Annotated in this window: 17 protein-coding genes; 10 read left to right on the top strand and 7 right to left on the bottom strand. The window is 55.0% G+C overall.

Going from position 1 to position 19249, the window contains the following annotated elements; genetic code table 11:
- Positions 1–13 precede the first annotated feature (13 nt).
- The 4 genes from KF784_01535 (at position 14) to KF784_01520 (ending at position 4670) form a co-directional block, all read left to right on the top strand.
- Positions 14–1900, top strand: a complete 1887-nt coding sequence (locus KF784_01535) for a glutamate mutase L (protein ID MBX3117718.1) — start codon at positions 14–16, stop codon at positions 1898–1900.
- A gap of 80 nt (positions 1901–1980) precedes the next feature.
- Positions 1981–2964, top strand: coding sequence for a DUF2330 domain-containing protein (locus tag KF784_01530; protein ID MBX3117717.1), 984 nt, complete (start codon positions 1981–1983; stop codon positions 2962–2964).
- 115 nt (positions 2965–3079) lie between these two features.
- On the top strand, positions 3080–3616 hold the full coding sequence (locus KF784_01525) for a hypothetical protein (protein MBX3117716.1): 537 nt from the start codon (positions 3080–3082) through the stop codon (positions 3614–3616).
- Between the two features lie 58 nt (positions 3617–3674).
- Positions 3675–4670 carry a DUF2330 domain-containing protein gene (locus KF784_01520; protein ID MBX3117715.1) on the top strand — a complete coding sequence of 332 codons (996 nt, stop codon included), beginning with the start codon at positions 3675–3677 and terminating at the stop codon, positions 4668–4670.
- A 34-nt stretch (positions 4671–4704) separates the two neighbouring features.
- On the opposite strand, the gene KF784_01515 is transcribed toward KF784_01520, so the two are convergent.
- The 3 genes from KF784_01515 to KF784_01505 form a co-directional block, all read right to left on the bottom strand.
- Positions 4705–6099, bottom strand: coding sequence for a hypothetical protein (locus KF784_01515; protein ID MBX3117714.1), 1395 nt, complete (start codon positions 6097–6099; stop codon positions 4705–4707).
- 92 nt (positions 6100–6191) lie between these two features.
- The gene (locus KF784_01510) at positions 6192–7586 is read right to left on the bottom strand and encodes a hypothetical protein (GenBank protein MBX3117713.1); all 1395 of its coding nucleotides are present in this window, start codon (positions 7584–7586) and stop codon (positions 6192–6194) included.
- A gap of 51 nt (positions 7587–7637) precedes the next feature.
- Positions 7638–8120, bottom strand: a complete 483-nt coding sequence (locus tag KF784_01505; GenBank protein MBX3117712.1) for a DNA starvation/stationary phase protection protein — start codon at positions 8118–8120, stop codon at positions 7638–7640.
- A gap of 283 nt (positions 8121–8403) precedes the next feature.
- Between KF784_01505 and KF784_01500 the strand changes: the two genes are divergently transcribed.
- From KF784_01500 to KF784_01490, 3 genes are read left to right on the top strand one after another with little or no spacing between them, the layout of a single operon-like run.
- A complete protein-coding gene (locus tag KF784_01500; protein ID MBX3117711.1) occupies positions 8404–9663 on the top strand; it encodes a tetratricopeptide repeat protein in 1260 nt (419 codons plus the stop codon).
- Entirely contained in the window at positions 9627–11180 is a 1554-nt protein-coding gene (locus tag KF784_01495) for a hypothetical protein (GenBank protein ID MBX3117710.1), read from the top strand. Before KF784_01500 ends, KF784_01495 begins: the two co-directional genes overlap by 37 nt.
- A complete protein-coding gene (locus KF784_01490; GenBank protein ID MBX3117709.1) occupies positions 11152–11832 on the top strand; it encodes a flagellar brake protein in 681 nt (226 codons plus the stop codon). The genes KF784_01495 and KF784_01490 overlap by 29 nt, the downstream gene beginning before the upstream one ends.
- Before the next feature lie 205 nt (positions 11833–12037).
- Here KF784_01490 and KF784_01485 read toward each other — a convergent pair whose 3' ends face one another.
- From KF784_01485 to KF784_01470, 4 genes are read right to left on the bottom strand one after another with little or no spacing between them, the layout of a single operon-like run.
- On the bottom strand, positions 12038–13543 hold the full coding sequence (locus KF784_01485; GenBank protein MBX3117708.1) for an amidohydrolase: 1506 nt from the start codon (positions 13541–13543) through the stop codon (positions 12038–12040).
- The gene (locus KF784_01480) at positions 13536–14813 is read right to left on the bottom strand and encodes an FAD-dependent oxidoreductase (protein ID MBX3117707.1); all 1278 of its coding nucleotides are present in this window, start codon (positions 14811–14813) and stop codon (positions 13536–13538) included. Before KF784_01480 ends, KF784_01485 begins: the two co-directional genes overlap by 8 nt.
- Entirely contained in the window at positions 14810–15073 is a 264-nt protein-coding gene (locus KF784_01475; GenBank protein ID MBX3117706.1) for a hypothetical protein, read from the bottom strand. Before KF784_01475 ends, KF784_01480 begins: the two co-directional genes overlap by 4 nt.
- A 4-nt stretch (positions 15074–15077) precedes the next feature.
- Positions 15078–15998, bottom strand: a complete 921-nt coding sequence (locus KF784_01470; GenBank protein ID MBX3117705.1) for a hypothetical protein — start codon at positions 15996–15998, stop codon at positions 15078–15080.
- A 149-nt stretch (positions 15999–16147) separates the two neighbouring features.
- On the opposite strand from KF784_01470, the gene KF784_01465 reads away from it, so the two are divergent.
- From KF784_01465 to KF784_01455, 3 genes are read left to right on the top strand one after another with little or no spacing between them, the layout of a single operon-like run.
- On the top strand, positions 16148–16408 hold the full coding sequence (locus KF784_01465) for an AbrB/MazE/SpoVT family DNA-binding domain-containing protein (GenBank protein ID MBX3117704.1): 261 nt from the start codon (positions 16148–16150) through the stop codon (positions 16406–16408).
- 4 nt (positions 16409–16412) lie between these two features.
- Positions 16413–17732: a TolC family protein gene (locus KF784_01460; protein ID MBX3117703.1), complete on the top strand. Its 1320-nt coding sequence runs from the start codon at positions 16413–16415 to the stop codon at positions 17730–17732.
- Positions 17729–19246, top strand: coding sequence for an efflux RND transporter periplasmic adaptor subunit (locus KF784_01455; protein MBX3117702.1), 1518 nt, complete (start codon positions 17729–17731; stop codon positions 19244–19246). Before KF784_01460 ends, KF784_01455 begins: the two co-directional genes overlap by 4 nt.
- The last annotated feature ends 3 nt before the right edge of the window (positions 19247–19249 follow it).

Raw genomic sequence — 19249 nt, 5'->3', positions numbered from 1 at the left:
CATAATCTCACTCATGCCTGAGAACATCAAGCGGATTGTCGCCACCGACTGCGGCTCCACGACGACCAAAGCCATCCTCATCGAGCAAAACGACAAGGGAGAATATCGCCTCGTCGCTCGTGGTGAGGCCCCAACAACCGTCGAAAGACCCTTCGAAGACGTCACCGTGGGCGTCCTCAACTCCATCACCGAGCTTGAGGAGATCACCGAAACCGTCGTCCCCGAAGGCTACAAGACGGGCCGCCGAAAGTTGATGAAGGACGGCAAAGTCTGGAAGCTCCAGAAGGAGGGCAAAGTCGTTGATAATCGCGGCAACGACCTCGAAGCCTCCGACATGTACGTCTCCACTTCATCCGCCGGCGGTGGCCTGCAGATGATGGTTGCCGGCGTGGTCAAGTCGATGTCTGCCGAATCTGCCGAGCGCGCGGCCCTCGGCGCCGGCGCGATTCTCATGGATACCCTCGCCGTCGACGACGGCAGAAAAGATTATGAAAAGGTGGATCGTCTCCGCAAGCTCCGCCCCGACATCATTCTCATGTCGGGTGGCACCGATGGCGGAACCGTCAACCACCTCACCGAGATGGCCGAAGTCGTCCGCCGAGCCGACCCCAAACCCCGCTTCGGCGACATGAAACTCCCCATCATCTACGCAGGCAACGATCAGGCTGCTTCCCCGGTAGAGCAGGTCTTAGGTGAAGATATCGCTCTTAAAGTTGTCGATAACCTCCGCCCAACGCTCGACAAAGAGAACCTCGACCCTGCCCGCGACGAGATCCACGAGATGTTTCTTGAGCACGTCATGCAGCAGGCGCCCGGCTACAGCAAACTACTGGAGTGGACCTCAGAAGAGGTCATGGCAACCCCAAACGCTGTCGGCAAACTAATGAAGACCTACGCCGACCAAGAAGGAATCAACATCCTCGGTGTTGACATCGGCGGAGCCACCACCGACGTGTTTTCCGTCTTCTCCGGCATCTACAACCGAACGGTTTCCGCGAACCTCGGCATGAGCTATTCGATCTGTAACGTCCTCAAAGAGACCGGGATCGAAAACATCGCTCGCTGGCTGCCGTTCGAAATCGACCCCAGCGAAGTTCGAAACCGACTTCGCAACAAGATGATCCGGCCGACCACGATCCCGCAGACCTACGAGGACCTGCTGATCGAACAGGCCGTTGCTCGTGAAGCCCTAAGGCTAGCCTTCGCTCACCACAAGTCTCTCGCCAGATCGCTCGTCGGAATGCAGCAGCAGCGAGACGTTGGCCAAATCTTCGACCAGACCGGCGGCGGCGAAACGCTTGTCAATATGCTCAAGCTGGATATGGTCATCGGGTCCGGCGGAGTCCTCTCCCACGCCCCAAAGCGCGCCCAGTCTGCACTGATGATGATGGACGCCTATCAGCCAGAAGGCGTGACCATGCTCACCGTTGACTCCATCTTCATGATGCCCCACCTCGGAGTCCTCTCAGAGCACCATTACGAAGCTGCGCGCGAAGTGTTCGAGCGCGACTGTATTGTCCGCATCGGCACCAGCATCGCTCCTGTGGGCATCGGAAAAGAGGGCGAACCCTGCGTCAGCGTGAAGGGCAACGGGCTTGATGTCAACGTCCCGTTTGGTCAGATCAAGGTTGTCCCAATCGATATCGAAAAGACTCCCGAACTGACTATCGAACCGGCCAAGAACTTCGACATGGGTGAGGGCAAAGGCAAGTCGGTCAACGTCAAGCGATTTGACACCAGCAAGGGCAAACGAAACCAGACGACAAATCTGATCGAAGGCCAACTCGGATTGATTATCGACACCCGCGGACGCCCGTTCAACGTCGAACTCAACGATCCGAACCGGGTTGCCAGCCTCCGCAACTATCTCACGGCGATGGGCTTGCCCCTACCCAACTAAGCGCCCTTAGAAAAAGCCGGATGTGGAAACACCCGGCTTTTTCGGCACCTATTTAACGCAAATGTTTGTTAGCATCTAGCATGATGCGAACGAAAGCTATTGCTTGGATAGGTGCGGGAATACTTGCCGCTGCCATTGGACATGCCTGCTGCACTGCCTACGGCGAAGACCCGATACTCCTATCCAACGAAAAAGCCATCATCGTCTGGAACGAAGCCCAAAAGACCGAGCACTTTATCCGACAGGCTTCGTTTGAAGGTGAAGCGAAGGACTTCGGGTTCATCGTTCCCACTCCAACTCAGCCGGAGATCGCAGCAGTTGAGGAAACCGTCTTTGAAGTTCTGTCGCGCTTCAAGCCTCGCGACAAAGGAAACATTGGATGTAGTGCCCCAGACTCAGTGGCCGGAGCAGCGAGCGACACCAAGTCTGATGTTGAAGTTCTTGACGTCGTCCAGGTTGGCGACCACAAAGCCACTGTGCTCAAAGCCACCGACGGCCAGGCCATGATGAACTGGCTGAAGCAGAACGGCTACAAAACTCGCCCCGCAATGACCGAATGGCTGGACTATTACACCAAAAAGGCGTGGATATTCACAGCGCTCAAGTACACCGGAGCCAAGGCAAACGTGACCCCAACCAAAGCCATCCGTCTCAGCTTCAAGACCGACGAGCCCCACTACCCATACAAGATGCCGACCGACACCTGGCCTAAAGGGCACGTTCGCCCGATGACCCTCTTCCTGATCTCCTCTGGCCCCGTCACCGCCGAATACGTCGGCAATGGCAATGCTTGGGAAGCTCGTGAGGAGTGGAACAATCAGGTCGATTCCTCTAAGGCGAAGTACGTCGCATCCCTGCTCAAACTGGATGAGACGCACATGCCAGAAAACACTCACGTGACAGCCCTGCTGAACAGCACAAATGAGCACGGCTACGATCGTGATCTCACTTTCAAGACACGCTTTGAGTTGCCCAGTTGGGCTTCATGGTCGTTGATCGGATTTATCATCGTGTCGTACTTCTACTTCCGAAGAAGAGCACGATCCCGGGTTGTTTCTGCCTGATAAACCCTTGTCAGCAATTGACTTTTAACATAACAATCGAACGGATTGGAACTTGGCAAAGGTCAGAACAAGTAGCAAATCACGAATAACTTCGTAGATGATAGAGGACAAGACCATGCGTATCAAAAGTTTCATCGCCGGATTTATTGTCGCCTCGGCATTGGTAGCCGTCGCCTACGCCCAGACGCAATCACAAAGCTCATCCAGCTCCTCAAAGCAGTCGAGCAGTTCGTCAAGCGCTTCAAAGCAATCCTCTAGTTCGGCTTCGGCCCGCAGCGGAGGCTCGCATCTAGCAGGCTCAAGCTCAAGCGGCAGCGGCAACATGAGGTCAATTCCGTATCCCACCCACGCCGTCATCTATTCGCCCGGCAAAAACTGGGACACGTCGAAGTCGGTAATGGAACAAACCCTAATCCAGGAGCACATCGCCTACTGGCAAAGAGTGATCTCCACTGGCAAATTTTTCCTGGGAGGACCGTGGCGAAACGAACCGGGCGGCATGAATCTGCTCGTGACAAAATCCGACGAAGAGGCAGAAAGCTTGGTTATGGGCGATCCTGCCGTCAAAGGTGGCTTACTCGTACCAGATATCAAGGCTTGGTATATCGGGCTTGATGGAACGCTTGCCGCCTCACAGTTGGCGGGTAAGTAGATTAAGCCGAGACATGAATGCGTAGTGTTGAGCCTAAAAAGGCTGTGCTTACGCATTCATGAAAACTCGGGTTGAGTATCACCGTCAGACAAACATGAAGTCTGTCGCTCGTTCAGCAGTTTTCGGCACGTTCGCCCTCTCGTCCGTCATCGCCGCAGCTTGTTGCATCGCCTATGGCGAGAACAAAGTCGAACTCGCCGGGGAGCGTGCAATCATCGTCTGGAACTCCAAAACGAAGATGCAGCACTTTATCAGGACTGCGAAGTTTGAGGGCCAAGCGAAGGACTTCGGCTTTATCGTCCCCACGCCTACCGAACCCGAGATCTCCAAAGCCGAGATGGGAGCATTGACAAAGCTCGATACGATTAAGGCACGGGAAAAGAAAGCATCACGTAATGCTGTGAGCTTGGGCGGGGGAGGCTTTGGTGGAGGCCGTGGTGTCACCGAAGTCAAAAAGGTAAATATCGGGAATTACGAAGCGACTGTCCTGAAGGCCACCGACCCGAAGGCAATGACGAACTGGCTGCGAACAAACGGATACAATGCCCGACCCGCCGTTGAAGAATGGGTCTCTTATTACACAAAACAAGGTTGGTATTTCTCAGCCTTCAAATACACAGGTGGCACATCAACTCGGACCGAAACGACCCTTGTGAGGCTCAGTTTCAAGACAGACGTACCCCACTACCCCTACAAAATGCCGAGCGATACCTGGCCCAATGGGCACGTACGCCCCATGGAGTTGTTCGTGATCACCGATCAGCACATTCATGCCCGATATAAAGGCGTTTATCAGATGTGGGAAGCTCGACAGACCGTGCTCACGACAATGACAAACGCCGAGAAGAACTTCATTGCCGATCAGGTAGGGCTCAAAGCAAGCGATATGCCAGAAAAAGCTGAGTTATTCGTGTTCGATAACAATCAGAACAAATATGGCTTCGATAAGGATTTAGTGTTTATCAAAAACTCTACGAACCTTGATCCGCAATGGCTTTGGCTACTATGTATCCCCGCGGCGATGGTCGTGGTCTGGCGTCAGAGAAAACCGTAAGGTTGAAATGGCCCCACGGTTTTCTCCGCCTTTGCTAAAACCTAAACTGCAGCCGGAAGGTGCTGATCTGATAGCGCTTCTGAAAGTTCACGCTAGCATTTGCATCACGCGCCTCATCAAAGAAGAACTCATGAGCAAACGTGAATTTCATGTTCGGGTTTAAATAGTGCGTCCAAGCCAAACCGTAGCCGTTGATCGCATTCGCCACGCTGCCAAGGTCCGGATCGAACTGCTCCCAGCGCAGATCAAAGCGGTTTCGAGCGTTCAGAAGATATCCAGCCTGAATCTGGAACCCGCTCAACTCATGCGCCACTTTGCCAGCCCCCGGCGTCGAGCTCGGGACCCGATCCTTGCCCTTCATCACCTCACCACGCAGAGTGAAATTCTTGTCAAAAAGACCTTGGTAGGCGGCATCAAGATAGACAAACCGCCGATCGACTTCCGGTGAAGTCGTCAAGACGTTGCTGATGACCTGAGAATAAGCCGGACGTTTTCCAGCAAACCCCGAAACACCCATACTAAATCCTCCATCGGTGTATCGATAGCGGGCCGCCATCGCAAGACGGTTGCCGGGGCCAGCCGGGAGATCCTTTTGCTCAGGATCGTTGATTGTAAGGGAGTTCCAAAGCCCGACCTCCATCGTTTGGTTGGCGTCAATCCCGTACCGGAGAGCAACCCCTCTTCCCGTTTCCGAATTGAAAAGTGTGCTGTTGTAAAGCGCTTGCTCAGGGAACTCCCGCTCCGAAGAAGACCGCTCAATCTCATAGCCGAGTGGCATGTTCCTTTGGCCCGCCAAGAATGTCGTCCCCTCCTGGCCCTTCATCGGTCTGATCGAGTACATCACATACGCATCGCGGATTTGAGCTTGGCTCTGATTGGTGCCGTTTGCAAACTCGATTCCCAATCGAATGCCGGTGCGTTCATCCGCCTGATGCTTCACGCCCAGCCGAATTCTCCGAAATCGGAAAGCATCATTCGCCGTTGTATTCAAGGATGAAGCTGGGTAAATGCGGTCGGAGTCTTGGTACTGAAACTGCGAGTAAAGGGTGATTTGGGTTTTCTTGAGGTTGCTAACATCCTGTCCCAGCTTGTCAGTCGTGGATTTCTGGGTCGTCTGACCGCTGCGAAGGTCCATCACTTCCTGCTCAATCCGCTTCACTAATGACCGAATCTCGGAAAGCTCGTCAACCATTCGCTTAAGCTGGGCGATCACTTCGTCGCTTTGCGTAACTCCGCCCGAAGTCGTAAGCTCACTGATCTTCTTTACGACGGAATCGGCGCTCTCTTCAAGTCTCTTCAACTCGGCGAGCTTGGCGTCAAGAACCGTTACCGGAGGCTGTTGTGGTGCTGGAACGGGTTCATTCTGAGCGTATGAAGAAGAGAAGACGGCAACAAAAGCAAGGGCAGCTAATGGGCGTGGGAAGGACATGTAAAAATAGTAGGCGTTTTGTTAAGCAAATGTTAATGCCTTGAGTGTCAAAAACCCAGCAATTTTCGGAAAGAGGCTTTTTGCCCATGAATCTAGGGGTATCCGCCAGGAGGATAAAGCACGACAATATCGTCGCTGCTTGCACGAGCCCGAGACGCCTCTGCCGCATCCAGACCCCCATCATCAAAACCGTTGGGACCAAAAGAATAAACACGAAAGTATCCGTTCTTCTTCGTCACCGACAGTGCGATCCCGCGGAAAAGATCCACATGCTTCTCGGGCAAGTCGTTAATCGTGGTCGGCCATGCTCCTGTCTTTTGCCGATAGATCAAACAGTCGATCATCGCAAGGCATGCAACCTGTCGCGTCTGTGCCCGTATCGCAAAGTCAACTTCGCTGAACGGATTCTCCATCAGCCCGAATGCGCTATCGATCGGGTCGTTACTCTGCCTAGAGTGATCGATGACGGCTTGCCAGGTTGCCGGAGAGTCCCTTCTTGTGACTGGAGACTTCTCATACTGCTCCCACAACGGCTGCATCAGCCTCAAATACCTCGCCATCAAGGCCTTGTGACGATCCAATTTTGGAACCTCAGAATGGTCAACCAACTTCCTGAACTCTGTCCTAAGTGTTTGACGGCCGGGTCTTGAATACGAATATTCCCACGCCGGGCCATACGGTCGAAGAAGATCAAAGTTGCGAAGTATTGTAAGATCGCGCAGGAGCGCTCCCCGAATGCTCTGCGTCGGATCCACAACTCCATCGAACTTAGCCATCGCCTCACGCAGGCTTACAAGCCACTTCGCATTGTTTCGATGCTTGTGAGCAAGCGCAATGAGCACCGCCCGACTATCACGTAAACAGGAATTTGCGGCCTGTACCCCCTGCTCGCAGGGCCACGAGTCCGCTCGTCGCGCCAATTTTGCAACGGTGTCGAAGTCTGCAAGTCCCGACGTCCAGTCACCATTGCCAATGCTCGCGTATCCTCGCAAGCACAACGCCCTTCCGACCCACTCGAACGTGGAGCCATAAGAGCTGATCCATTCCGGTTCAATATCCCAGTTCGTATCGATCCCACTGGGTTCAAGTTGAAGGTGGGCTTGCAACTCCTTAATGGCGGGCTCCAAAGCTGCCGCAACGCTAAGCGCACTGTCTCCCCCGATCATGCCAAATTCGTCGAAGAGAATGAAGCCTTCCAGCACGCCTTTTGGCCGAAGCGACTCGGTGATCCCAATCGCCGCTTGAAGGTGGGCTCGAGGGCCAGTGCCCTGCTTCAAATCTTCATTCGTGACCGCGAGGCCAGCCTTTCGTGCGTCGGCAATCGCATCGTGAACGTCAGCCGCAGCCGACCGCAAACGTGAACACGATAATCCAATCATGCTCACGCCGATAACCACCCCGGCAATAGGAAGACCAAGGACAAGCAGCCAAAACCACCCATGGCGTTTTGACCGAACCTGAGAATCGCCAAACTGTAAGTCGTCCATAGGCTTTCTCTCAGTACGGAATCTTAGGAGCCCGACGTTGCGATTTTAGCTCTACCGAGGCTCTTCAAGTCTCGTCCGAAGCATCCAAAACTGCTTCTCCAATCCTCGAAGCCCACTTATAAGAACGTCTTGGCTGACAAGATCGAGCCCACCAACAGTTTCAATCCTCGACCGAAGGGTGCGGCAGGTTTTATCCAAGCTTCCGCACAAAACCTCAACAGCTTGACGATCTCTCAGGAATCCGTTCGGCATCGCCATCAGTGTGGAGTTGTTGACAACCGTCACCGCTCTGCCGTCGGGCGAAACTCCTATAGCAGCCATCCTCTCCGCGATCTCGTCAGCCACATCACGGGCAACATCCACAAGCTCGTCAAACTGCTGATGAAGCTCGCGGAAGTTCTGTCCGGTCACGTTCCAATGAGCCTGCTTGGCCTGAGAAGCAATGGCGATAAGATCGACGAGAGAGGCCTGAAGATGTTCGCCAAGCTGTCCGGCGACATCATGTCCAAGAATGTTGCAACTTGTCTGGGTCATGCTCATGACATTCTATCAAAGTTCACCCGCACGCCCGTTCATTTACGAGCTTTCTAAGGCAAGAATTGATGAAATCGTGGCTGTAGATTCCACCTTTTTGTAGTTTTTTGAACGGATAGTAAGAAGTTGCGGTGGTCTTAAGACGTCTAAGGATCAAAGACGAACCGCCATCGTCCACGAGTTCATTACGGCCTCACGACAGTCCTTTGGTACAATGAAGGTACAACTGCGCGATTCTGGGGTTCTTCGTGTGGGCGTTTTCGGCGTCGAATTAGGTTGAGCTATGGTCATTTGCAGCAAGTGTCAAACCCGCAACAGTCTGGACAGTGCATTCTGTAAGCATTGCGGAGAAGCAGCGGACGCGACGGCAGTCGCCTCCGAGAAACAAAAGATTGAAGAGTTGGTCGCCGAGGGCTTCCGACTGTTCAACGAAGGCAGGGTCGATGAAGCTCGACTCATCGCCGAGAAGTCCATTGAGGAGTTGCCCGAATACACCAACGCGCTCTCACTCATGGGCATGTGCCACGAACGAGCGGGCGAACTGAACGAAGCTTTGATGTGCTACGAAAAGATCGTGGAGTTTAATCCCGACTCCGCCCTCGACAAGATCAAGATCACACAACTCCGAAACATGATCGCCGCAAAGCTGATAGCTCCGCCAGAGCCAAGCCGTCGAGGTGCACTAATAGGTGCGTTCGCCGCGACTCTCCTGGTCATCTCGGTAGGCGTCGCCCTCGCTGGGTTCATCTCAAGCCAGAATAAGCCGGATCAGAGGCTCGCCCAAAACACACCACAGTCGAATCTGAACTCGGCTACAAACCAGAATTTCCAAAACCCACCCAACAACCAGCAGAATCAGCCGGTCAACCAGCAACAGCCCAATATTCAGCAGCCGAATACCGACACGGTTCAGCAACCAAACAACAGTGCAGGCAACAATGGCACGGGACGCATCACCCCTAACTCCAATGTTGGCGAAATGCCAAATGTTCTCGGACCACTGAATCCAGGGCTTATTAGCATTCAGCCGGACAACCCACCCACCGGCAACAACGGCAACAACGGAAACACCGGAAACAACGGAGTAGTTAGCGACCCCAATCCTCCCGTTACTGGCGGAGTGAACGATCCAGATGTCGTAGTGGATCCTCCGACCAAGCCCCCGAAGAAGACGGGTGTGATTGAGATCACCGTCGACAACGGCAACAAGCCAAACGCAGGTGGCAGCGTACCGGTCGAGAATAACCAAAACCAGATGCAGGCGCTGATGCAAACGGCACGTCAGCAATACCTCACGGGCAAATACGATCTTGCCGCCAAAACCTATGAGCAAGCGCTTCGAGCTGGCGCAGATTCTGCGACAACAAATCAAAGGCTCGGACAGTGCTACGAAAAGCTGAATCGAGACTCTGATGCAATCCAAGCCTACAGCCGCGCCGTTCAAGCGGCTCAGTCCCAAATGGCAAACGGTGGCAATAAAGAAAGGCTCCAGAATCTTATTGATTCGTGTCAGCAGGCGATGAGAGTCCTGCGAGGCGGCTAACCATCCGAAAGTATACGGTTCTTCTTCTATCCATTTTTCTTGGGGCTTCCGCGCTTGCCGCAGAAGTCCCTCGCGTTCTTATCATCCAAAGGATGGATAAGGCGCTCGAAAATTACGATCCAAATGTCAAGATTGCTTCGATCATGGCATCCGAAATGGACGATGAAGGTCGCCTGGAATCGGTTGTCTGGAGCTTGACAGACCCCGTTTTTCGAGCAGCTGTCGAAGATAATGTAATCGTTAATCCCCCAGATGTTCCGAATCTCGACTATGCCGTGAGCGTGCTTGGAAAGTTCAAAGCCGAGTACGTGCTCTTCGTCCGCGCCATTACCAACCAAGAAGGGCTAGAGGTAGAAGCAGAGCTTTACCGTGGACGTCGGCAAATCTGGAAAGACAAGAACAAGGTCGTCGTAGGGGGCTCCATCGAATTCAGCATGGAGAACGCGTTGCACTCGGCCGCGCGAACATGGGCGCTCAAAATGAGCGGTGGCCCGCTCAAAGACCTCCCCGCAAATCCACGACAGGGAACTCCCGATCCAGAGAATGTTCACATGCAAAACAACAGCAATGTGACCGTTCCGCCCCCCATCAATCGCACTGTCGACAACACCGAACTCAGGGCAAACGTCAATCAAATGCTCAGCGTGGGCCGGGTATCGGGAGCCGTGAATCTCCTTCGCGACGCCGTCGATGCCGAGCCGCTCGACCCCGAGCGTAGGCTCATGCTCGTGGGATCGCTGATGCAGATCGGAGAACCCGCCCTCGCCGCAGCCGAGGCTCGCCGAGGCGCTGTCCTGTTTCCTGAGCAAGTGAAGTTCAGAGTCTTAGCCGCTCGTGGCTGGCTCGAAGTCGGGAACCTCGACGAGGCAACTTTAGATATCAACGAAGCAGTAGCGCGAGACGCAAACGCCCCCGAAATCCGACTCTTGATGGGTGAAATCAGCCTGAAAGGTCTTCGATATGGGTCTGCGATTGAGCATTTCGACGCCGCGATTCAGGCAAACCCATCAGCCGAGGCTTACTATAAACGGGCTCTTGCTAAGGCGATGATGGGCAACTTAGCCGGATGCCAAGCCGATATGGATCAGGCGACCAAGCTTGACGCGACGCCAACCGAAACCACCGTCCGCGAACGTTATGCCTTCGTCGTCACAATGGTGAATTCGATGATGGTGCAAACGGACCTCGATATCCGGTCGCTCTTTCAAAGAACCCGCCTAAATCCGAAGGACCAAAACCTTCCCGTCGATTGTGTAATCCTCCTCAACCGCACCGACGCCATCACCCAGGTGCTGTCAAAACTGACCATCCCCAAGGCTCACACGAATTCAAACGACCTTCGACTTTTGGCCTTAAAATTGCTGGCTCAATGTCTAAGTGACGTCAAAGGATCGTTCGGCACTCTGAACGACGAGATTGTAACCGACGCCACCATTAACCTTGGAGAAGCTCTGAAGAGCTACGAAAAGGCCCAAGAGACATATTCAAATGAGCGTCAGACCGGAGAGCCAACTTAGCCAGATAGCCGAGATGATCGGCTATTTCACTATGGTGCTCTCGTGCAGCATCATCGGTTCCTATGCGTGGGTCACGCTTCGCAAGCGCAGCCAAAAGGCAACGCCTACCGTTGGCGGGACAATGCGGCTCCGAACCGTCTCCGGCATTTATCGAGCCCGATTCCTACGTGAAACCCCCGAAGGCTGGGTTTTCTCAGCCCCCATCAAGCGCGACGTTTATGTCCCCCTCCGAGAAGGCGAAGCCGTCACTGCGGAGTGCCCCACCGAGCACGGCGTGCTGTTGTTCCGAACCCATGTCATATCACGCGAGAACGAAACTCACGAACTGATCCTCGAAAAGCCCAAGCAGGCCAATGCTCACGAACGTCGCAGCCAGAAGCGGCTCCGACTGAATGGGATCTCACTTACTGTCGAAGCGATTGAAGGTAACTTGCTCGACATCTCCGAGGGCGGTGCTAAAGCTGTCCTGCCACGCCGCTTTGCAAATGGCGACCGCGTTGCCGTCCAACTGCCCTGGGCCGAATCGCCCACCTACGCTGCCGTGCTGGAAACACAAGTCGAAGACGGACGAGGGATGTACTCCACCCGCCTCGTGTTTGAAGAGCCCGTCAAGGTTCAATGGTCGCGTTTGAGATTTGCCGTGGAGGCATAAACCGGGCCGGATAAAGTGCAACGGCCCCTTGGTGGGAAGGGGCCGTGCTGGGTGGGAAGGAGGATATGCGTCACTGAATTCAACGCGCGAACCTTACTGTCGGTTCCGCATAAAATGCAAAGTCCTATCGACGGTCCCTATTTGAACTTGAACAGCCCAGATTCGACCTAAACGTAGACGTTCAACCGGTGAAGAAAAAACCGGCTTACAGACCCTCCAGAGGGTCCCCATCCAACACCTGAAAGTCGGCAAATTGCCCCGAATTAAGGCTTCCCATCGCCTCGCTGTCATCGTTGGCCTGCGCTGAGCCTTGTGTGTAAGCCATGATCGCTTCCTCGGGCGACACGCTCTCTGCCAAGTCAAACCCCTTGGGTCTTCTCACCGCCGAACGAATGCCATCAAGCGGATCACCCGGCACAATTGGACGATCAGAGCTAAACGCCAAAGGTATCTCCGCATCCAAAAGCGACCGGCAACGCTTTAGCTTCGAAGCCCGCTCCGGCCCAAGCTGACGAAGATAGGCGTGTCCAAACCGCATCAAGAACTCCGGCTGCATTGTGCAGCAGATTCCCAGCCTTGCCATCCGGTCAATCTGCGCATCGCTCAAGAGCATGGCATGTTCAATGCGATGCACCGACGGGTCCGGGGTCTGCTCGTAGGCGTTCATCACGAGGTCGGTCGAATAGTCGCCGATCGAGTGGATTGACACCGGAAACCCGGCCGCATCCGCAATCCGCACCATCTCGTTCAGCTTGTCCGGCTGATAGATTAACTGCCCCGACCAGTTGCCATGCTCCGGGAGCTCGGCAGCATCATACTTGCCGTAGATCGCCGCCGTCCCTGCCCCGATAGCGCCGTCAGCGAAGATTTTGATACCGTTGATCCGGCAAGCGTCATGGTTCATAAACGCATTCAGCTCACGCAACCGCTCAGAGCCAATCCCCCGAGGGCCAAAAACCTTCGACCAGATCGCATACAGCCTCATCCGAATCTTGCAGCCTTGTTCACTGGCGATGCGGTAAGCCTCAATCTCCTTGGTGATATCGTGCTTGCCCGTCAGCATGTCGCTCGCGCAAGCGATGCCGAGTCCTGCCATCTTCTCCCCCGCCGCCAAAATCGCCTCGACCAACTGCTCCTGCGTCGGTTCGGGAATCGCCGCGCTCACCATGTTGTTCGCATCCTCAAGCAAAACGCCGTTCATGCGGCCATCCCGTCCGCGCTCAAACGAACCTCCACCTGGATTGGGCGTTGATTCGTCGATACCTGCTGCAACAAGGGCCGCCGAATTGGCGATTCCCGCGTGCCCACTCACATGGCGCAGCAAGATCGGTCTTCCCAAAGAGATTCCGTCTAACTCGTCGCGAGTGAGGTGAATGCCGTCCGAAAACTTGGTCTGGTCGTAGTGGACGGCAAGCAGCCATTCCCCAGGCTCCAGTCCCTTCTCATAATCCCTTAGCGCATCGAGTATCTCGGCCCGACTGTTGCAGTTCCCGAGGTGCAGCTTGAGCAGGTCCTGCCCAGTTGGAAGGATGTGGCAGTGACAGTCGATGAACGACGGCATAAGGAACTTGCCCTCAAGGTCCACTCGCTCACCGTCGTACTCCCCGACGAACACTCCCTCCTCACGAAACTCCACTCCACCGTCGGCGACGGCCATATAAGAAGGCGCACCTGTGCGCCACCATCGAAAATTGGTATACAGCTTACGCATGAATGACCTCGGCGGCGACGCGCTCCGCGCTCTCAAACGCCCCCTCGATAAAGCCGGTCCAAAGAGCTGTATGCTCCCCGGCAAAATGAATGCGATCCTCAGAAGTCGCAATGTGCTTCATGTGTCCAAGAGCATATCCCGGCGACATGTGTGAGAACCCTCCATAACAGTAGGGATCGCTCGCCCAATCAAAGGTCCAGCCGCGCACATACTCCTCCTTGGCAATCGGGAAATACTCGGCAAGGCTTGCTGCCGCTATTCGTGCTGCATTGTCTTGTTGAGCCCACCAAACCGCGTCATCGCCACAAATGTACGCATTCAGCACCGGGACTTCACCCCTCGTCCCGTTCCATATCTGTTGCAGTTTGCTGTCGCAGTGTAGCCTTCCCGTCCAGTCCAACTCCTCCCACCAAGGCGATTCAAAGGCCATCGCAATCTTCACAATACGGCTCATGGGGCAGGCTTCAATCGCGCACCGCTTACCGGTGGTGAGAGCCGGGGTAAACACAATCTGCTCCAATGTTCGAGGCGGTAGGGCCAGCACCGCACGGTCGCATTTGACGATCCCATCGTCGAAATGGAGGATCACTTCATCATCGTGATTGTCCACCCGCCGAAGAGTCTTGCCCAGATAAAGCGGTCCATGAAGGTCCTCGGCGATCTTCTCCAGCAGACGCTGAATCCCACCGGGTACACGGTAGGCGCTCATCGCATCGGATTCGCGATCCACATAGTGCATGTAGCCGCAGAGCCAGCCTAGCAGGGAGATATTCCCAAGCTCATCGCCCTCGTCCGATCGGTACTTGTTCGTGAGCCACCATTTGCCCCGTTCCGATTGGCAGTTCGTCCGCACAAAATCCCCCAAACTTGTATTGTCCAAGTCCTCCGCTTGCCAATTCTTCCACGGTTCGGGTTCAAGGTTCCTGATCAGTTCATGCGCTGCCGCGTCCAATCGCAGTTCATCCTCAAGCGCATCGCTCCAAAGCTCAACTTCGTTGCTCCACTGGCCTTGATAGACGACCCGCCCCGGCCAGCCATGCGAAGGCTCCGGCTCCAATTCGTACGCCTGACAGATCTGCAAGCAGCGTTCGTGGTCGGCATCAATCCACTCGCCGCCCGCTTCAAACGCAAGCTCCCCATCCTCAAAGGTATAAAGTCGTCCGCCAACTCGGTTGCGGGCTTCAAAGACCGCTACATCGAGTCCAGCTCTTTGCAAAAGCGTTGCCGTCCAAAGACCAGCTGCCCCCGCCCCGACCACCGCAATCCTCAACGTTTACCCCTCGGGGCTTTGCGGGCAGTGACCATAAAGTGGATGATCAAAAGGACGATCATCAATCCGATTGCCGAGTAGCGGACACCATCAGAAAGGCTTGCGTAAAGCGAGTACTGAAAAAGAATAAACGCGCCAAGAGCCGCCGAAAGCAGCAAAGAGGTTGGGCCGCGCTTTGGATACAGGAAGAGATTGACGACAATCAGGAGCCCAGCAATCGCCATAGTGACAAGCGCGTATGCGCGGTATCCCTCTTCCACCGCTCTATTTTGCCAGACTTCGGCTCAACGACTTTTGCCGACGCTGAGCGGCTTGCCTCATCCAAGCTCGGGAGTCACTCGCGATATCCTCCCAAACACCATCATCGTCGAACGCCTCAAGGAACGGTTCAAGCATCGCATCAAGCCCATCGGGAAGCGTATTCTTAGGCGCTTCCAGAGCCATCTCAACCTCTTTCGGCGTTCGCACACCAACGAGCACAGGATTCTCCTTTGCCAAAGATGCGATCACAGCTTGGGCAATCGTGAGCCCATAAAACGACTGTGTAAGGTTCCGCAACTTCCACGGAGAGGGCAAAGCAGAAAAGGGAAGGCCATAACCCCAATTCAAGGGTCGCGAGGTGACCACCCCAACCCGACGCTCATCCGCCAACCTCTTCATCGCATCGTAGGCCGAGGAATCGTAGGGGTTGCGCGGGATAAGCGCTGCCTCAAAGGCGTCGTGAAATTGCCAAGCGCTCATCGCTGCCAATCCCTCACCGTCCGCACAAAGACCGATAAAGCGCACATGCCCCTCCTGCTTGGCATTTTCCAAAGCGGCAAGGGCGCCCGTGATTTGATACTCCTTCAAGGGCTCGCGTACCCTGAGAAAGTAGAAGTCGATCGTCTCACGACCTAACGCGCAAAGTGTCTCAATGAGGTGCGCCTGTAAGAGGCTTGTCGCATGAGCCTCTTCGGTAGACCGTACAACATCCCCATCCCCGATAGTCATCAGGCAAGCCTGTTTGCCTCGCAAAGCCCCTCCCCAGAGCCCGGGCTGGCTGGATACGTCAATCGGGCTCCCGCCCTCAAGAGCTGATCCGACCAAAGCATCTAACCAGCCCTCGTGCGGCTCATAAGGCGGCGAAAGGCTCAGCCAGACCTCGGGGAATGCGACGTTAGTCCTGCCTAAAGTGGCTGAGGGCATGCCCTAGAGTACCTGTGGCCCATACACCATCACCTACCCGGTGCATGATGAGTGAGGAGGGCACCCAACGGAAGGATCAAAAATAGTCCCTTTCTTGGAGAATGCCTATTCAGCGGAGTTGAATGAAATGCATACTGCGTATGAAAAGTATGAATCCTCATTCTGATAAACCGATGTGCTGGGACTCCTGTTTCCTCGGGTCCGTTACGGTGGGTGAGCGCGGACAGATCGTCATCCCCGCCGAAGCGAGGCAAGAGTACGGGTTTAACCCCGGCGATAAGCTGCTCGTTATGCGTCACCCGGCCCACAAAGGCCTGATGATTTTTAAGATGGAGTCTGTACGCGAGTTCCTTGATGACTTCGATAGAAGTCTGAGAGAGCTCGAAAAAGAGCCGAAGGAGGAAGGATAAATTGGTGCTTCTACCGTTGGGGATTGCCGCTTGGGCATCCCTCGTCCCAATGACCCAAGACAATTCGCTCACGCTCGATCAAGCGCTAATGATCGCCGAGAAGAACGCTTTTTCGGTCCGAATCGCCGCTTCGAACGTTGACAAGACGAAATACCAAGTTGATCAGGCAAAGGCGCTTGCAGGGCCTAAGCTGACGCTGGACTCGACCTACACCCGATTCGACAAAGAGTTGACCTCAAGCTTTGGCTCATCAACCATTGTCACCCGCCCCATCGACAGCAAGGAATCAAAACTAAGCCTTTCCATGCCGCTCGATATCGCCGGCAATATTAGCCGAGGCATCAAGGCTTCCCGTGCCGTCGAAGACGCCAGCGTGGCTTTGCTCCAAGCAGAGAAGAATGCTCTGCGGCTCCAGGTTCGGCAAGGCTATTTTCAAGTTCTGCAGGCCAAGGCACAGCTCGACGTTGCCGAGGAGAATCTGAAGCTCTCGATGGAGAGGTTAGAAAACGCACGAGCGAACGAGAGGCAGGGAAGCTTTGCAAGGGTTGACGTGCTCAGATTCGAAACGCTGGTCAAGCAGGCCGAATCTGACCTCATCACGGTTGCGAATGGCTACGAACTCGCCAAAGAGGTCTTCAACAATACGTTGGGGCGGCCGATAGAAACCGAAGTCGTGTTAGTCGACATCGACGCATTGCCGAATGGACAAGTTCCCGAAGGTCAGGCCGTTGAGGCTGCGATGAAGTTTCGCCCGGATCTTGCCGCGGTCCGCTATCAGATCGAATCGCTGAGATTCATCCGCGAAGCCCAGCGAAGCGGCCTTCAACCGTCGCTCTCGTTTAGCCTTCAGTATTCGCACAACTACGACGCGATGGGATTCTCTTCACAGTCCAACACAACGGTCGGCGTGGTCACGCTCTCGATCCCGCTTTACGACTCTGGGCTCACAAGGGCAAAGGTCAAGACAGCAACCGAGGATGAGAAGCAGGCCAAGCTAAGGCTAGACCAACTGCAACTCGGAGTCTCATTGGAGGTTCGCCAAGCGCTCACAAATTTGCAGAACGCCAAGTCTCGGATCGACCTCGCCAACAAGCAAGTCGAGTTTGCGAAAGAGACTTATCGCCTCGCAGTCGTTCGGCTTCAAGCCGGAGAGGGCATCTCGGTCGAAGTGACCGACGCACAGACTCAGCTTATCGGTGCAAGGACTTCACAAGTCCGCGCACGCTACGACTATCTCACCGCCTTTGCCCAATTGCAAAAGGCGATCGGCAATGACGACGTGACCAAAGGTCCGCGTGATGAAGTGTTAGGGGGAATGCAATGAAAAGATCGCTGGTTTTCGCCACGATTATTGGTCTATCGGCGGTCTTGGTAACGCCGGGGTGTGTCAATCGTGCCGCTCAGGCACAAGCCAAACGCACCGAAGAGATTATCAAAGATAAGGCAGTGCTTGTGACGACCGCAGTCGCGACGTCCATGCCCATGTCGGAAACGCTTGACATAACGGGTCAGATCGTCACTTCCGACACCGCATCTGTCGGCGCCAAAGTTGCCGGACGACTGGCCTCGGTCAACGTGAAAGACGGTGACTCGGTCCAGGCAGGACAGGTGCTCGCCGTTCAAGAGACCTCTATTCAAAACGCACAGCTCAGGCAGGCTCTCGCGCAGCTCAGCTCAGCCCAGTCGCAGCTTTCTCAGGCAAAGTCCAATGCGGCTATCGCGCCACAGCGCACAGCGGCGGCGGTCGCTGCCGCCGAATCGCAGTTGCGGTCGGCTAAATCCCAGCTCGACAAAGCCCGCAAAGGCGCCCGTACTGAAGAGATCGCTCAGGCTGAATGGAATGTGCGCTCCGCCAAAGCCAACATGGAGACAGCCAAGAAAGAGCTCGACCGTGTACGCGAACTTTACAAAGAAGGCGCGGTTCCACTCCAGAGGGTCGAACAAGCCCAAAACGCGTACGAGCAAGCTCTCGCTGGATACAACGGCGCTCTTGAAGCGCAGCGTGTTACCCAGAACGCAACCCGCCCTGAAGACCTGCGCGCCGCCGAAGAGGCGGTCCGTCAGGCCGAGGAAAACGTGCGCAGCGCCAAAGCTCAGAAAGCTCTCGACGTGACCCTCAACGATCAGGTTATGGGCGCGGTCGCGGCTGTCAATGCCGCTCAAGCCCAGGTCGATATCGTCCGTCAGCAGATTGCCGACGCCACGATTCGAGCCCCGTTCTCAGGACGAGTTTCCGGTCGCCCTGCCCAGCCTGGCACGGTCCTCAATCCTGGTCAAACAGTCGTCAACCTTGTTGGTTCCGAAGGAATCTACTTCGAGGGCGAGGTCCCCGAAGTCCGTCTTGCCGAAGTACAAATCGGTAAAGCCGTCGAAATCACGGTCGATGCTTTTCCCAATCGTCCTTTCACCGGCAGAGTCGTCAGCATCAATCCCCTGGGTTCAGACATAGGACGGATGTTCACGGTTCGTGTCCAGTTTGAGCGAAATGAAGTCGGTGTTCAGCCCGGTATGTTCGCACGCGGAGTGGTAACGGTCAAGCGGGTGGAGGACGCTATTGTTCTCCCGATCACGGCTTTGCTTAAGCAAGATGACAAAACCTTTGTCTTTGTTGTGCAACAGGTGCCATCAGACCCCGCCAAGAACACTGAGGCTCACGACAGTGTGAAGAAAGTCGAAGTAAGGACCGGGCTTACCAACACCGAATTCGTGCAGGTCATCGGCATTGCCGAAGGCGCAAAAGTTATCGTTAAAGGTGTAAATGCCGTCATCGACGGTTCGGTGATCAAGGAAGATCAGCCAAAGAAGGACACCGGAGCCGCAACCTCCGAAGGAGCATAACGC

The organism is Fimbriimonadaceae bacterium (assembly GCA_019638775.1).
Lineage (GTDB): Bacteria > Armatimonadota > Fimbriimonadia > Fimbriimonadales > Fimbriimonadaceae > JAHBTD01.
The sequence above is the reverse complement of the archived record's forward strand: the minus strand, read 5'-3'. Positions and strand labels throughout refer to the sequence as shown.

What these genes read in the sequence shown, in the direction of transcription:
- KF784_01525 (MBX3117716.1), top strand. Translation starts at nt 3,080, where the DNA reads ATGCGTATCAAAAGTTTCATCGCCGGATTTATTGTCGCCTCGGCATTG.
- KF784_01530 (MBX3117717.1), top strand. Translation starts at nt 1,981, where the DNA reads ATGATGCGAACGAAAGCTATTGCTTGGATAGGTGCGGGAATACTTGCC.
- KF784_01510 (MBX3117713.1), bottom strand. Translation starts at nt 7,586, where the DNA reads ATGGACGACTTACAGTTTGGCGATTCTCAGGTTCGGTCAAAACGCCAT.
- KF784_01520 (MBX3117715.1), top strand. Translation starts at nt 3,675, where the DNA reads ATGAAAACTCGGGTTGAGTATCACCGTCAGACAAACATGAAGTCTGTC.
- KF784_01515 (MBX3117714.1), bottom strand. Translation starts at nt 6,099, where the DNA reads ATGTCCTTCCCACGCCCATTAGCTGCCCTTGCTTTTGTTGCCGTCTTC.
- KF784_01505 (MBX3117712.1), bottom strand. Translation starts at nt 8,120, where the DNA reads ATGACCCAGACAAGTTGCAACATTCTTGGACATGATGTCGCCGGACAG.
- KF784_01455 (MBX3117702.1), top strand. Translation starts at nt 17,729, where the DNA reads ATGAAAAGATCGCTGGTTTTCGCCACGATTATTGGTCTATCGGCGGTC.
- KF784_01490 (MBX3117709.1), top strand. Translation starts at nt 11,152, where the DNA reads ATGAGCGTCAGACCGGAGAGCCAACTTAGCCAGATAGCCGAGATGATC.
- KF784_01470 (MBX3117705.1), bottom strand. Translation starts at nt 15,998, where the DNA reads ATGCCCTCAGCCACTTTAGGCAGGACTAACGTCGCATTCCCCGAGGTC.
- KF784_01500 (MBX3117711.1), top strand. Translation starts at nt 8,404, where the DNA reads ATGGTCATTTGCAGCAAGTGTCAAACCCGCAACAGTCTGGACAGTGCA.
- KF784_01535 (MBX3117718.1), top strand. Translation starts at nt 14, where the DNA reads ATGCCTGAGAACATCAAGCGGATTGTCGCCACCGACTGCGGCTCCACG.
- KF784_01485 (MBX3117708.1), bottom strand. Translation starts at nt 13,543, where the DNA reads ATGCGTAAGCTGTATACCAATTTTCGATGGTGGCGCACAGGTGCGCCT.
- KF784_01465 (MBX3117704.1), top strand. Translation starts at nt 16,148, where the DNA reads ATGAATCCTCATTCTGATAAACCGATGTGCTGGGACTCCTGTTTCCTC.